We start from the raw sequence: 12630 nt of genomic DNA on the forward strand, positions 1-12630 counted from the left end.
CGACCACGGGCTACAATGTCCAGGGCCGCTACGAAGGCGGCACGGGTCCCCTGCCCGCGTTCGTCGGGCAGCACTGCCTCGCCTGTAACGGGCTGCACGTCGTGGATCCGCGGACCGGAAAAGGAATGAGCGAATTGCGCGCTGTCGCAGCGCGCCGGCAGTCGTCTGACCCGACATCGTCCAACGATTGACCTGAATCAACGCGTCGCCGCGCACGCCGACGCAGGATATCGCCACATTATCACCGGGAGAAATCATGACTCACAGTCACGCCATCGTCTGGATGGACAGCAAGGAAGCCCACGTGTTCCGCTTCAACGCCGACGATGTGGAGCGCGAGACCATCAAGGCCCACAGCCCGTTCCGCAAGGTACACCACAAGGCAGGCGTCATCGGCGCGGGCCACGCGGCTCTCGACGTGAGCTTCCTCGATCATATCGTCGATGCTGTCCGCGGCACCGAGGAGTGGCTTCTGGTCGGCCCGGCGCAGGCCAAGCAGGACCTCGTCCGGCATCTCGACAAACATCTGCCGCACGTCAAGAAGACCCTCGTCGGTGTCGAGGCGATGGATCACCCGACCGACGGAGAGCTGCTCGCCTACGCGCGGCGGTCGTTCAAGGCGATCGATCGACTGCGGCCCAACGCCCCGGTCGGGGCCGTTTCTCACTGAGCATCGCGCAGGCAAGGAGGGTGCGATGAGCGATATCCCGATCTACTTCCTGCTGCTCGCCTGCGGCTCGTTCATGCTGCTGGGCGTTTCCGTGGCCTCGGCGACCGCGCAGTACCTGCGGTCGCACCAGCCGAAAGCCGCGACCGTCGTGAAGCGGCCAGCCAATCGCTGACCGGTGAAAGAAAATGACGGGCTGAATTTCCTGGAGGAACCGCGGAGGGCAGGTCGCTCCGCGATTCCCGGTCGTCCGGATCAGGCGTCGAGCTTGCGCAAGGCGGCCATGTTGCACAGATCGACCGACCGGCTGCCGGCCTGCAGGCGGATCAGGCCCTGGCGTGCGAAACAGGTCAGCGTCCGCGACACCGTCTCGATCGTAAGGCCGAGATGGTCGGCGATGTCGGAACGCTGCATCGGCAGCTCGACATGCTCGTCGTCACTGGAAATGCGCTTGGCCATGTCGAGCAGGAAGGTCGCGATCTTCTCCTGGGCGGTCTTGCGACCGAGCAGAAGCATGTGGTCCTGGGCGCGGCCGAGGCACTTCATCATCGACGCGAGCACCTGGTTGGCAAAGGCCGGATCGGCGGCCGTGAGTTCGGCAAGGCGAGAGCGGCGGAAGGCCACGAGGGTGGCGTCGCCCAGCGCTTCGGCCGTGAAGCGGTGCTCGGCCCCGGCTTCCAGGCCGAAGATGTCGCCCGGCAGGTGGAAGGCATCGATCTGCCGGCGACCGTCGCTCAGCAGCTTGCAGGTCCGGATCGAGCCCGACACCACCTTGTAAAAATAGTCCGCCGGATCGCCTTCGGCGAACAGCTCCTCGCCTTTCGCCAGCATCCGCGGCTGGCCCGCCGTCGGAGTACCGGCAGGCTGCATGTTGGCAGCTCCACGCAGGGCGACGGCAGCAGGAATACGGGCAGAAATCGCTGAATTCGTATGCATGGCTGGCTCCCGACTGGGTGTCTTTGACGGACACAGGGATAGGGCCCGGGCGGGCGGCCGACCATTTGGGTCTTGAACTAAGGGATTCTACGTAGGCCGCTGGCCGTCGGCCGGGGTCACGAGGTCCTCCAGAACACCCGCGAACAGCCGGTATTTGACCCCGACGACGGCCAGTTCGCGGGCCCAGTTCACGATGTCTCCCCAGGGGTCGTTGAGCTTTCCGAGCCCCGCCACCACCGCGACCACGGTTCCCACCTCGATCGTTCCTTGCAGGACCTGCCAGCCGCCGAAACAAAGCGCGGAGGCCACGGCCAGGTGATGCATCATGTTCATCAGCAGGTTCATCGTGAACTTGATCCTGTAGATGCCCATGTTCAGCGTGAACACGCGCTCGATCGGGTCCTGCGTCCAGCCCCAGCCGATGCGCCCGCCCGGGCCCCCGCGACCTGCGATGCGGCTCACCAGCCCGCCGCTGATGCCGCGCTTGACCAGGATGCGCGACTGGGCGCGCCGGTTGATGGCACGTTGCAGAAGAGGAACGAAGAAGACCTGCGGCAGGAAGAAGACGAGGCCCAGAAGCGCCATGCGCCAGTCGAGATAGAGCATGTAGACGATGACGCTCGCCAGCACGCCGCCCTGCAGCAGCGGCTCGGACAGGCTGACGCCGGTGAAGCCGCCGATCGGTTCGGCCTCCTCGAGCACCATGGAAATCTCGATGCCGGCTTCCTCGCCGCTGACGTCCCGCCTGGCCCGGTCGGCATATTCTCCGACCAGGCTGCGCAGGCGGCGCACCGAATCCTCGGCGACCCATCCGCGATACACGTTGAGGCAGAGCTTCAAGGCCTGCTCGGAAAGCACGACGCCGACATAAGCGGCGGCCAGCCACAGCACGGTCTCGAAGGCGCCGCGGTCTACCAGGACATTGATCACACGACGCTGCAGCTCCAGGGGAACAGCGCTCAGCAGGAAGACGAGGACCGACAGGACGGCCAGGGCTGCCTGATGGCGCCCCGACGAGCGGAGAACGAAGCCGAGGATCGTCGCTGGCATCGGCGCATGGTTGTCAGGGCCCGTCATCCAGGACTCGCCTGATGCTGCCGACCAGATCGGAGAGCGGCTTCTCCAGTACGTCCCTGATCCCCAGACCGGACGCCCGGTCGCGCAGGGACCGGGTCACCCGGCCGCTGATCAGGAGGACAGGCAAGGCAACGCCCCGGTTCCGCAGCCGCTCCACGAGTTCGAGCCCGTCGATCTCGGGCATCCGGTAGTCGATGACGAGGCATCCGTCAGCCGGCAGGTCGGTCTCGGCCAGAAGGGCCTCCGGGGTCGGATAGAGCCGGACGCTGAACCCCTCCATCTCGAGCGAGAACTTGAGGGCGTTGCGCACGGCCGCATCGTCGTCGACGAGCAGAATGACATCGGGAGCCTTCGACATGCAGCAAAGTCGCCCGCGGGGCGCGGAACCGCGTTGATCCAGCGCAAATTCTAGGAGTCTCCCTCGGCCAGGAGGACCATGCGGACCAATTCGGAAAGGCTGTCGGCCTGCATCTTGGTCATCACGTTCGCGCGATAGACCTCGACCGTGCGGGCGCTGATGCCGAGGTCGTAAGCGATCACCTTGTTCGCCTTGCCAGCGGCGAGCCCCCGCAGGACGTCGCGTTCCCGACCGGACAGGGCGTCCAGGCGCTTGCGGATCGCCACGATGCGGTCCTCGCGCTCGCGGTTGCGGGAATGGCTGTCGAGGGCAGATCTGATCGCGGAGAGAAGGGTTTCGTCGTCGAACGGCTTTTCGATGAAGTCGACGGCCCCGGCCTTCATGGCCTCCACTGCCATGGGCACGTCGCCGTGGCCCGTCATGACGATCACGGGAAAGCCGGCATTCAGGTCGACAAGACGACGCTGCAGCTCCAGCCCGTCCATCTCGGGCATGCGGATATCGGTGACCACGCAACCTGGCTGAGCATCCGGCAGGGCTTTCAGGAACGCGACCGCGGACTCGTGCACGCGCACAGCGAGGCCGGCCGTGCTGAGCAGGAAGGCGAGCGACTGCCGGACGTCGACATCATCGTCGATCACGTGAACGACCTGGCTAGGCATCCTCGTTCTCCCGATCGTGTGGCGCCGCGCGCAGGGTGAAGTGGAAGATCGTGCCGCCCTCCGGAGGCGATTCCACCCAGATCTTGCCGCCATGCGCCTCGACGATCGTACGGCAGATCGACAGGCCGAGCCCCATGCCCTTGCGCTTTGTCGTGACGAAGGGTTGGAAGAGCTGCCTCGCCACCTCTGGCGCAAGACCCGACCCGGTGTCGGCGACGGTCACCTCGACCTGTTCATCGGGCCCACCCGCGGTGGCGATGTCGAGCCGGCGGACCGCACCGCCCTCGCTCATCACGTCTATGGCGTTGCGCATCAGGTTGACGAGCACCTGCTGGATCTGGATCCGGTCGGCCAGGACAAGATCGGCGTCGGGATCGAGCCTGAACGTGACCGCAATGCCGTGTTCCCTCGTACCGACGAGCGCGAGCGTGCTGGCATCCTCGATCAGTTTCGGAAGACTCTCGATCCGCCGCTCGCTCTCCCCGCGCGCCACGAATTCGCGCAGGCGACGGATGATCTGTCCGGCCCGCAGGGCCTGGTCGGCGGCTTTGGAGACCGCATCGCGAAGCATCTCGACATTCTCGCCCTCCATCCGTTCCAGCAGGCGGCGCGAGCCCTTGAGATAGTTGCTGATGGCGGTCAGCGGCTGGTTGATCTCGTGCGCGAGTGTCGAGGCCATCTCGCCGAGCGCCGTGAACCGCGACATGTGGGTCACTTCCGATTGCAGCTCCTTCAGCCGGCCCTCGGTGAGCTGCTGGTCGGTCAGGTCACGGATGAATCCGGTGAAGTGGTGGCGGTCGCCGGCGCGGAGCTCGCCGACCGTGAGATGCATCGGGAACGTCGTTCCGTCCTTGCGCTGCCCCACCACGATGCGGCCGATTCCGATGATCCGGCGCTCGCCGGTCTCGAGATAGCGCCCGATATAGGCGTCGTGCTGCTCGCGATAGGGCGACGGCATCAGGAGGCTGACATTGTGGCCGCATGCTTCTTCCGCCCGGTAGCCGAACAGGCGCTCCGCGGTCGTGCTGAGCGATTCGATGCGGCCCCGCTCGTCGATGATGATCATGGCGTCGGGCACGGTCTGCAGGATGGACCGCAGGCGCGCTTCCGCCGCCTCGAGCGCAAGCGCGATCGACGGTTCGCTCATCGGGGCATCCGGCTCATCGGCGCATCACCATGACGGGTGCCTTATAGCACGCACCCAAGTGCCGGGGTCACCTCAATCAGGGTCGGATGAAGGAGAGCGGCGCATCCTCGTCGAGATTGTCGATCGCTGCCGTCAGCTCCGCCGCGATGTCGTCGATCGGCCGGCCCGACCGGAAGATGCGAATGGCCTCGGAGAGCAGGCAGCGCGCGACCACGTCGTCGGCAATGCCCTCCTTCGATGCCTCGGCCAGCGCTGCCTCGACGTGGCGGGAGACCATTTGGTAAGTGCTCATGACAGTTCCTTCTTCAAATCCCGCGGGAATGCCGGCCGTCGACATGGCCGAGGTGGGTATCGAAAGCAGCGCAGACGAAACGCACCAGCGGACGTCCGCGCTCGGTGACGTGCAGTGACTCGCCGTCGCGCTGGACGAGCCCGTCGCTGACAAGCTTGGGAAGCCCGGTCACCTCGGAAATGAACGATTGGGTCGAGGCGCCATGCCGGCGGCAGACGTCATCCAGATCGACCGAGAAGCTGCACATCAATCTCTCGATGATCTCGCCGCGCAGCCGGTCCGCCGCGGTGAACTCCAGGCCCCGCGCCGAGGCGAAGCAGCCCGCCTCGATCAGCGACTGGTAGCGTCCCGGATCGGCGATGTTCTGGGTATGGCCGCGGGGCAGGCTCGAAATCGCCGAAGCGCCCAGCCCAACGACGGATGGCTGGTCGACCGCGACATAGCCCTGGAAACTGCGGCGCAGCCGGCCGCGTTCCGCCGCCGTCGAGAGCGGGTCGTTCGGTCGCGCATAGTGATCCAGGCCGATCCGCGTGTAGCCGCCCTCGACCAGGCGTTCCGCCACGAGATTCGCCATGGCGGCGCGCGCCTCTGCCCCCGGCAGGCTCTCCGTGTCGATCAGGCGCTGACGCGCTTTCATCCAGGGGACATGCGCGTAGGCGAACACGGCAAAGCGGTCCGGCGACAGTGTGAGCGCGGCGTCGAGCGTGCGGGCAAGTGTCTCCGGCGTCTGCTTCGGCAGGCCATAGACAAGGTCGATATTGATGCGGGCGATGCCGGCGGCGCGAATTCTCGCGATGGCCGTGGCCGTATCGTCGACCGACTGCAATCGGTTGATCGCTTTCTGCACGTCGATGTCGAAATCCTGCACACCGAAGCTCACGCGGTCGACGCCGATCTCCCGCATCGTCGCAACGAACTCTTCGTCACAGAAGCGCGGATCCACCTCCATCGAGGTTTCAGAGCCGCTGCGCCTGTCGAAGCGCGCGGCCAGCCGCTTCGCCACCGCCGCGATGTTCGCCGTCCCCAGCTGGGAGGGCGTACCGCCGCCCCACTGGATCTGGCCGACCATCATTCCCGGCACAGCCTCGGCGACGAGATCGATCTCCTTGGCAAGGGCGCGGGCGTAGGCGCCAAGCGATTCCGAACGGTTCATTGCCGCCGTGTGGCAGGCACAGTACCAGCACAGGCGCGCGCAGAAGGGCACGTGGAGATAGACCGTCGAACAGTCTCGCCCGAGGTCCGCGAGCCAGTCCTTGTGCTGCACGGCCCCCACGGCGCCGTGGAACTGGGCGGCCGTCGGATAGCTCGTGTACCGAGGAACCGACCGGTCGTAGGCCGCGATGGTGGTAGCGTCCATCAGTGCGAGATCAGCACGGGGATGGTCATGCTGGAGAGGAGCGTGCGACTCACGCCGCCCAGCACCATCTCGCGCACCCGCGAATGGCCGTAGACGCCCATGACGATGAGGTCGCTGCCGATATCCGCGGCGCGCGACAGGATGATGGCGCCCACGTCGCTGTCGGCGGCGACATCGCGCTGCACCGTGACCTTGACACCGTGACGGGTGAGCCAGAGCGCCACATCGGCGCCCGGCTCGGCACCGTGGCCGTCCGGAGACGTGCGCGGATCGACCACGAGAATGACGACCTTCTTCGCCATCCGCAGGAACGGCAGGGCATCGGCCGCCGCCCGAGCGCTTTCGCGGCTGGCGTTCCAGCAGAGCAGCACGGACTCGCCGACCGGCGCGCGCACGCCGATATGCGGCACGACGAGGGTCGGCCGGCCGCTTGCCAGGACGACGGCTTCGGGCAGGTCCGAGGGAGTCGGCGTCTGGGCATCCGGGTCCGTCTGACCAAGGACGAGAAGATCAGTGTATCGCGCCTGGATGACGAGCTCGGAATCGATGAACCCGTCCGTCACGCGCCATTCGTGCGACGGGACGCGGCGCTCCTTGACCGCCTTCTGGAAGGCCGCGAGCGCGGCGGCCTGGTCGGCGTCGGCGCTGGCTTCGTAGCTGGCAAAAAGCGAGTCCATGGCGACACCGCCTTCGAAGAAGATCGGCGCTTCGAGCGGCGGACGGGCATGCATACCGACCAGATGGGCGCCATAGCGCTCCGCCAGTTCCGCCGCCACGGTCAGCCTCTGGCCAACCTTGGGGCTGGCATCGCAATGAACGAGAATCGTCTTGTAGGCCATGGGCATCCTCCTGAAGGTCCGTCGATCGTGCCGGGCCGCGAAGCGCGCGACCTTGACGCAGGTCAATCGCGGCCTGGGAAAATCATGGTCCATTGCCGTCGATGGACATCATTTCCCGTTTCTTCGCGATGTGCGGCGACGGCCTCATGGCCGCCGCATCGATGCCGCTCGGCCTGCCGGCGGCGCTGCTCCTGGCCGGCCTTGCCGGCAGCCTCGTGCATTGCGTGGGCATGTGCGGTCCCTTCGTGCTGGGCCAGGTGATGGCCTCGGTCGAGCAGCCGGGGAATCGCTCCTATGGCGAATGGCACCGGCTGACCGGCGCCCTGCTCGTGCCCTACCATCTCGGCCGATTCACCACCTACACAGCGCTGGGAGCCGTGGCCGGAGGCGCGACGGCGGTCTTTGCCTCCCTCGAGATGTTCAGCTGGCTGTCGGCCATCCTGCTGATCGTGGCGGCCGGCCTGCTGGCAGCGCAGGCCCTCGGCATGGCCGTGAACGCCGCCGCGCCCGCAACGACCGTGCTGGCGCGTCTCGCCGGCCCGCTTTCCGCCTCGCGCACCGCGCTCGCGCGGTACGGGCTGGGCGTCATCCTGGGCTTCCTGCCCTGTGGTCTTCTCTACGCGGCCCTGGCTGCCGCGGCCGGTACCGGCTCGGTCGTGTCGGGAGCCATCGCCATGGCCTGCTTCGCGCTCGGCACCGTGCCGGCGCTCGTCGCCGTCGGCTGGGGCGGGTTGATCATGCGGCGGCATCTGCGGACGATCGCGCGATGGGTCAGCCCGCCGCTCCTCGCCGGCAATGCGCTGGTCATGCTCGCCCTGGCGAGCCAGAGGCTCTGACAGCTCCGACCATCGAGACTTCAGCGGGTCGCGATGGACTCGAGAATGGCAGCCGCAGCCAGAACGAGCAGGATGGCGGCGAACAGCCACAGTCCAACGGACCCGACGTCATGGACCAACTCCTCGGAGGTCATCCGTTTTTCTTGCCTGGTCATGTCGCGCTCCTGCACCCACGCCTTCACCGCGCGCGGCGCCTCTGCTCTGCACAGCAGGCTAAGAGGATGTGCGCCAGCCGGCAATTACGGAATTGACCTAGGGGAGTCTACGTAGCCCACCCTGCCGCTCTTACGCGTCAGGAGCAGGCTCCGGCTCGAAGTTGATGACGTCGCGGTAGGCGTGCCACGTTGCGTGGGCGACCAGCGGCAGGGTCACGACCAGGCCGAGCAGTCCCGGAATCATGCCGACGCCGGTGAGGAACACGATCAGGCAGGCCCACAGGAGCATCGGCCGGAAATTGAGGCGGGTCGCGGCCACTGAGGTCGCGATCGCCTCGAATATATTCGAGTTCCGCCGGTCCAGCAGATAGGGAATGGAGAAGGCACCGATCGCGAAGGCGATGGCCGCCAGAAAAGCTCCCAGCCCAACTCCCAGTGCGAGGAACGGCAGGCTCTTCGAGGTCGTCCAGACGAGGTCGAGAAAGCGGTCCCAGGAGGGCACGGTGCGAAATTCGAAGAGGGCGAACAGGAGTTGCGCCATTCTCATCCAGGCCAGATGGAAGAGGAGGAGAAGTACCCCCATGAGCGCGATCTGCTCGGGATTGCGCCGCCAGGCCATCAAGGTGGACTTGCCATCGATGGGTTGCCCGGCCTCGATGCGGCGGCTGATCTCGTACAGTCCGGTGGCGATGAAGGGGCCGACATAGAAGAAGCCCGCGCTGAGCGGCAGCACGAGATAGGGCAGATCGAAGCGCAGCATCAGGACGATGGCCAGCCAGCCGGCGGCCACCGGCACGAGTCCATAGGCGAGGCTGGCGCCGGGCGCGGCCACTATGTCGCGCCAGCCGGCGACAAGCCATGTCCAGGGTCGATCGACGGGAACCCGCCGGATCAGTGGCCGGGGTGTCGGAAACACCGCAATCGTCTCGCTCATGGCGCCTCACATTCAGGTTGCATGCGTCATTCTGATCCGCCAATCGGCGCAACGGCCTTGACCCAAATCAAGGGACCACCCGGCACCACCTCCTAGTGTCCCCCCGACCATTCGGGGAGTGAGCATGCCGAGCCAAGCCGTATTGACAGCCGACCAGCGCCCGGCGCCACGTTATGTCGAGGACGTGATCCGCGCGGCCGTCATATTGACGATGTTCTGGGGCATCGCGGCCTTTCTGGTCGGCGTCGTCATCGCCGCCCAGCTCGTCTGGCCGCAGCTCAGCTTCGACAGCCCGTATCTGACGTTCGGCCGGCTGCGGCCGCTGCATACGTCCGCCGCGATCTTTGCCTTCGGCGGCACCGCGCTGATCGGCACGGCCTTTCACGTGGTGCAGAGGACCTGCCGTGCGCGGCTGTTCGGCGGCGAGCCGCTCGCTTGGTTCGTGCTGCTGGGCTACCAGTTCTTCATCGTCGCCGCGGCGCTCGGCTATCTGTTCGGCATCACGCAGAGCAAGGAGTACGCCGAGCCCGAATGGTTCGTCGACCTGTGGCTTACCATCGTGTGGGTGGCCTATCTGATCGCCTATGTCGGCACGGTGATGAAGCGCGAGGAGCCGCACATCTACGTGGCCAACTGGTTCTACCTGGCCTTCATCATCACCATCGCGATGCTGCACATCGTGAACAACCTGGCCATGCCGGTCTCGATCACCGGTACGAAGAGCTACGGTGCGTGGTCGGGCGTCCAGGACGCGATGATCCAGTGGTGGTACGGCCACAACGCCGTCGGCTTCTTCCTCACTGCGGCCTTCCTCGGCATGATGTACTACTACATCCCGAAGGCGGCGAACCGGCCGGTCTACTCCTACCGGCTGTCGATCATCCATTTCTGGTCCCTGGTGTTCCTGTACATCTGGGCCGGCCCGCATCACCTGCACTACACGTCGCTGCCCGACTGGGCCCAGACTCTGGGAATGGCCTTCTCGGTGATGCTCTGGATGCCGAGCTGGGGCGGCATGATCAACGGCCTGATGACGCTGTCGGGCGCGTGGGACAAGCTCCGCACCGACCCGGGCCTGCGCTTCTCAGTGACCGCCGTCGGCTTCTACGGGATGTCGACCTTCGAGGGACCGGTCATGTCCATCAAGGCCGTCAACTCGCTCAGCCATTACACCGACTGGACGATCGGCCACGTGCATTCCGGCGCGCTGGGCTGGGTGGCCTTCATCGTGTTCGGCACGCTCTACTACCTGGTTCCGAAGATGTGGAATCGTCCGGCCATGTGGTCAACGCGTATGATCAGCTGGCACTACTGGATCGCGACCATCGGCATCGTGCTCTACATCACGGCGATGTGGGTGAGTGGTATCATGCAGGGCCTGATGTGGCGCGCCTACGACGAGCTCGGGTTCCTCCAGTACTCGTTCGTCGAGACCGTCGCGGCCATGCATCCCTTCTACCTGATCCGTCTGCTGGGCGGCGTCTGCTTCCTGAGCGGCGGGCTGATCATGGCCTACAACATGTGGCGAACCATCCGCACCGAAACGGAGACGCTCGCCACCCACAACCAACCGGCACTCGCGGCGTAAGAGGAGCTTTCAATGTTTATTCGCCACGAGACGATCGAGAAGAACGTCATCCTGATGCTCGTCCTGACGCTGATCACGGTATCGATCGGCGGCCTGGTGCAGATCATCCCGCTGTTCACCGTCGAAACGACAATCGAGCGCGTCGACGGCATGCGCCCGTACACGCCGCTCGAGTTGATGGGCCGCAACGTCTACATTCGCGAAGGCTGCTATCTCTGTCACAGCCAGCAGATCCGCCCCTTCAAGGACGAGGTCGAGCGCTACGGCCACTACAGCCTCGCGGCAGAGAGCATGTACGACAAGCCCTTCCAGTGGGGCTCCAAGCGCACGGGACCGGATCTCGCGCGCGTCGGCGGCCGCTACTCGAATGACTGGCACGTCGCCCATCTGGTCTCGCCGCGCGCCGTCGTGCCCGAGAGCGTGATGCCGGCCTATCCCTTCCTGGCGAACAAGCCGCTCGACTACTCCGACATCGCCCAGCATCTCCGCACGCTGCGCAGCGTCGGCACGCCCTACACCGACGAGATGATCGCCAACGCGCGCGCCGATCTCGAGGCGCAGGTCGATCCGGACCGCGATCCGACGGCCATGCAGAAGCGCTATCCCCGCGCGCCCGTCGCCAAGTTCAACGGCGAGACGAGCACGATCACCGAGATGGATGCGCTGGTCGCCTACCTGCAGATGCTGGGCACTCTGGTGCAATTCGGCGACATTCCGCCCGACCGGCTCAAGCAATAGAGAGGAGCCCGCCATGACCCTCGAAAGCCTGCACGAGTTCCTCGCCTCTTTCTGGACGGTCTGGGCCGTCATCATCTTCCTCGTGATCGTCTTCTGGGCCCTGCGGCCGCGCAACCGGAAGCGTTTCGAGAAAGACGCCCAGATCCCCCTCGACGACGACCGCTGAAGGACTGGCCATGCCAACCAAGATCGAGAAAGACACGCTTTCCGGCCAGAACACGACCGGCCACGAATGGGACGGCGTTAAGGAGCTGAACACGCCGCTGCCGACATGGTGGGTCTACACCTTCTACGCCACCATCGTCTTCGCCGTCGTCTATTGCGCCCTGTATCCGTCCTGGCCGTGGCTCACGGGCCATACCCAGGGGCTGCTGGGCTATTCGAGCCGCGCGGAGCTGCGCCAGGAGCTCAGTGCCCAGGCGAAGGAGCGTGCCAGCTTCGTCGACCGCATCCGCACAGCATCGCTGGCCGACATCCGCAAGGATCCGGAACTCTTCAACTTCGCCATGGCGGGCGGCCGATCGGCCTTCCAGACCAACTGCATGCAGTGCCATGGCGCCGGCGGCGGCGGCAGCACGGGCTTCCCCAACCTGGTGGACGACGACTGGATCTGGGGCGGCAGCATCGACCAGATCTACGCCACCATCGAGCACGGGATTCGCAACAGCGACGACAAGTCCCGCCAGTCGATGATGCCGCGCTTCGGCGCCGACGGGTTGCTCACCGGCGCGCAGGTGGCGGCCGTGACGGACTACGTACTCAGTCTCTCCGGCAAGGCGAAAGCGACGCCCGAGGGCGCAAAGATCTACGAGGAGCAGTGCGTCGCCTGTCACAAGGCCGGCGGCAAGGGCGACCAGGAGCTGGGTGCGCCCAACCTCGCCGACGGGATCTGGCTCTACGGCGGCAGCCGCGACGCCATCTACCGTTCGATCTTCTACGCGCGCAACGGCAGCATGCCGGCGTGGAGCGGCCGTCTCGACGAGGCGACCATGAAGATGCTGGCGGTCTACGTCCACGCGCTGGGCGGCGACCGCTAGGCGCGAT

Annotated in this window: 16 protein-coding genes and 1 pseudogene; 7 read left to right on the forward strand and 10 right to left on the reverse strand. The window is 65.9% G+C overall.

Annotated features, from left to right (window positions below):
- Nucleotides 1-256: 256 nt before the first annotated feature.
- A complete protein-coding gene (locus tag Q7V45_RS02310; RefSeq protein ID WP_304846308.1) occupies nucleotides 257-670 on the forward strand; it encodes a translational machinery protein in 414 nt (137 codons plus the stop codon).
- A 25-nt stretch (nucleotides 671-695) separates the two neighbouring features.
- Nucleotides 696-842, forward strand: a complete 147-nt coding sequence (locus Q7V45_RS02315; protein ID WP_304846310.1) for a hypothetical protein — start codon at nucleotides 696-698, stop codon at nucleotides 840-842.
- A gap of 80 nt (nucleotides 843-922) precedes the next feature.
- Here the strand turns inward: Q7V45_RS02315 and Q7V45_RS02320 are convergent, their stop codons facing one another.
- The 8 genes and pseudogenes from Q7V45_RS02320 to Q7V45_RS02355 all read right to left on the reverse strand — a co-directional run bounded on the left by Q7V45_RS02320 (nucleotide 923) and on the right by Q7V45_RS02355 (nucleotide 7335).
- Complete coding sequence (locus tag Q7V45_RS02320) at nucleotides 923-1537, reverse strand: helix-turn-helix domain-containing protein (protein ID WP_304846312.1); 615 nt, start codon at nucleotides 1535-1537, stop codon at nucleotides 923-925.
- A gap of 153 nt (nucleotides 1538-1690) precedes the next feature.
- The gene (locus tag Q7V45_RS02325; protein ID WP_304846315.1) at nucleotides 1691-2680 is read right to left on the reverse strand and encodes an ABC transporter ATP-binding protein; all 990 of its coding nucleotides are present in this window, start codon (nucleotides 2678-2680) and stop codon (nucleotides 1691-1693) included.
- Nucleotides 2667-3038: a response regulator transcription factor gene (locus Q7V45_RS02330; protein WP_304846318.1), complete on the reverse strand. Its 372-nt coding sequence runs from the start codon at nucleotides 3036-3038 to the stop codon at nucleotides 2667-2669. The genes Q7V45_RS02325 and Q7V45_RS02330 overlap by 14 nt, the downstream gene beginning before the upstream one ends.
- A gap of 50 nt (nucleotides 3039-3088) precedes the next feature.
- A complete protein-coding gene (gene fixJ, locus Q7V45_RS02335; RefSeq protein ID WP_304846321.1) occupies nucleotides 3089-3700 on the reverse strand; it encodes a response regulator FixJ in 612 nt (203 codons plus the stop codon).
- Nucleotides 3693-4823: pseudogene (locus Q7V45_RS02340) on the reverse strand (nitrogen regulation protein NR(II)); the annotation flags it as partial. The gene fixJ and the pseudogene Q7V45_RS02340, both read right to left, overlap by 8 nt.
- A gap of 100 nt (nucleotides 4824-4923) precedes the next feature.
- On the reverse strand, nucleotides 4924-5139 hold the full coding sequence (locus Q7V45_RS02345; protein WP_304846324.1) for a hypothetical protein: 216 nt from the start codon (nucleotides 5137-5139) through the stop codon (nucleotides 4924-4926).
- A gap of 13 nt (nucleotides 5140-5152) precedes the next feature.
- The gene (gene hemN / locus Q7V45_RS02350) at nucleotides 5153-6496 is read right to left on the reverse strand and encodes an oxygen-independent coproporphyrinogen III oxidase (protein ID WP_304846327.1); all 1344 of its coding nucleotides are present in this window, start codon (nucleotides 6494-6496) and stop codon (nucleotides 5153-5155) included.
- Entirely contained in the window at nucleotides 6496-7335 is an 840-nt protein-coding gene (locus Q7V45_RS02355; RefSeq protein WP_304846330.1) for a universal stress protein, read from the reverse strand. The genes hemN and Q7V45_RS02355 overlap by 1 nt, the downstream gene beginning before the upstream one ends.
- Before the next feature lie 101 nt (nucleotides 7336-7436).
- On the opposite strand from Q7V45_RS02355, the gene Q7V45_RS02360 reads away from it, so the two are divergent.
- Entirely contained in the window at nucleotides 7437-8171 is a 735-nt protein-coding gene (locus Q7V45_RS02360; RefSeq protein ID WP_304846334.1) for a sulfite exporter TauE/SafE family protein, read from the forward strand.
- Between the two features lie 20 nt (nucleotides 8172-8191).
- Here the strand turns inward: Q7V45_RS02360 and Q7V45_RS02365 are convergent, their stop codons facing one another.
- Nucleotides 8192-8326 carry a hypothetical protein gene (locus Q7V45_RS02365; protein WP_304846337.1) on the reverse strand — a complete coding sequence of 45 codons (135 nt, stop codon included), beginning with the start codon at nucleotides 8324-8326 and terminating at the stop codon, nucleotides 8192-8194.
- Between the two features lie 130 nt (nucleotides 8327-8456).
- Nucleotides 8457-9260, reverse strand: coding sequence for a DUF2189 domain-containing protein (locus Q7V45_RS02370; protein ID WP_304846340.1), 804 nt, complete (start codon nucleotides 9258-9260; stop codon nucleotides 8457-8459).
- A gap of 124 nt (nucleotides 9261-9384) precedes the next feature.
- Here Q7V45_RS02370 and ccoN point away from each other — a divergent pair, with 124 nt between their 5' ends.
- The 4 genes from ccoN to ccoP are packed head-to-tail and all read left to right on the forward strand — an operon-like array spanning nucleotide 9385 to nucleotide 12623.
- The gene (ccoN, locus tag Q7V45_RS02375) at nucleotides 9385-10848 is read left to right on the forward strand and encodes a cytochrome-c oxidase, cbb3-type subunit I (protein ID WP_304846342.1); all 1464 of its coding nucleotides are present in this window, start codon (nucleotides 9385-9387) and stop codon (nucleotides 10846-10848) included.
- A gap of 12 nt (nucleotides 10849-10860) precedes the next feature.
- Nucleotides 10861-11586: a cytochrome-c oxidase, cbb3-type subunit II gene (ccoO, locus tag Q7V45_RS02380; RefSeq protein ID WP_304846345.1), complete on the forward strand. Its 726-nt coding sequence runs from the start codon at nucleotides 10861-10863 to the stop codon at nucleotides 11584-11586.
- Nucleotides 11587-11599: 13 nt separating this feature from the next.
- Nucleotides 11600-11752 carry a cbb3-type cytochrome c oxidase subunit 3 gene (locus Q7V45_RS02385; RefSeq protein ID WP_304846348.1) on the forward strand — a complete coding sequence of 51 codons (153 nt, stop codon included), beginning with the start codon at nucleotides 11600-11602 and terminating at the stop codon, nucleotides 11750-11752.
- Nucleotides 11753-11762: 10 nt separating this feature from the next.
- Nucleotides 11763-12623, forward strand: a complete 861-nt coding sequence (ccoP, locus tag Q7V45_RS02390) for a cytochrome-c oxidase, cbb3-type subunit III (RefSeq protein ID WP_304846351.1) — start codon at nucleotides 11763-11765, stop codon at nucleotides 12621-12623.
- Nucleotides 12624-12630: the final 7 nt, after the last annotated feature.

Source organism: Reyranella sp., from assembly GCF_030651995.1.
Lineage (GTDB): Bacteria > Pseudomonadota > Alphaproteobacteria > Reyranellales > Reyranellaceae > Reyranella.

Coding starts and splice junctions, on each gene's coding strand:
- Q7V45_RS02370 (WP_304846340.1), bottom strand. CDS start 9,260: ATGAGCGAGACGATTGCGGTGTTTCCGACACCCCGGCCACTGATCCGG.
- Q7V45_RS02360 (WP_304846334.1), top strand. CDS start 7,437: ATGGACATCATTTCCCGTTTCTTCGCGATGTGCGGCGACGGCCTCATG.
- Q7V45_RS02385 (WP_304846348.1), top strand. CDS start 11,600: ATGACCCTCGAAAGCCTGCACGAGTTCCTCGCCTCTTTCTGGACGGTC.
- Q7V45_RS02320 (WP_304846312.1), bottom strand. CDS start 1,537: ATGCAGCCTGCCGGTACTCCGACGGCGGGCCAGCCGCGGATGCTGGCG.
- Q7V45_RS02330 (WP_304846318.1), bottom strand. CDS start 3,038: ATGTCGAAGGCTCCCGATGTCATTCTGCTCGTCGACGACGATGCGGCC.
- ccoN (WP_304846342.1), top strand. CDS start 9,385: ATGCCGAGCCAAGCCGTATTGACAGCCGACCAGCGCCCGGCGCCACGT.
- Q7V45_RS02325 (WP_304846315.1), bottom strand. CDS start 2,680: ATGACGGGCCCTGACAACCATGCGCCGATGCCAGCGACGATCCTCGGC.
- Q7V45_RS02355 (WP_304846330.1), bottom strand. CDS start 7,335: ATGGCCTACAAGACGATTCTCGTTCATTGCGATGCCAGCCCCAAGGTT.
- ccoO (WP_304846345.1), top strand. CDS start 10,861: ATGTTTATTCGCCACGAGACGATCGAGAAGAACGTCATCCTGATGCTC.
- fixJ (WP_304846321.1), bottom strand. CDS start 3,700: ATGCCTAGCCAGGTCGTTCACGTGATCGACGATGATGTCGACGTCCGG.
- Q7V45_RS02345 (WP_304846324.1), bottom strand. CDS start 5,139: ATGAGCACTTACCAAATGGTCTCCCGCCACGTCGAGGCAGCGCTGGCC.
- Q7V45_RS02310 (WP_304846308.1), top strand. CDS start 257: ATGACTCACAGTCACGCCATCGTCTGGATGGACAGCAAGGAAGCCCAC.
- ccoP (WP_304846351.1), top strand. CDS start 11,763: ATGCCAACCAAGATCGAGAAAGACACGCTTTCCGGCCAGAACACGACC.
- Q7V45_RS02365 (WP_304846337.1), bottom strand. CDS start 8,326: ATGACCAGGCAAGAAAAACGGATGACCTCCGAGGAGTTGGTCCATGAC.
- Q7V45_RS02315 (WP_304846310.1), top strand. CDS start 696: ATGAGCGATATCCCGATCTACTTCCTGCTGCTCGCCTGCGGCTCGTTC.
- hemN (WP_304846327.1), bottom strand. CDS start 6,496: ATGGACGCTACCACCATCGCGGCCTACGACCGGTCGGTTCCTCGGTAC.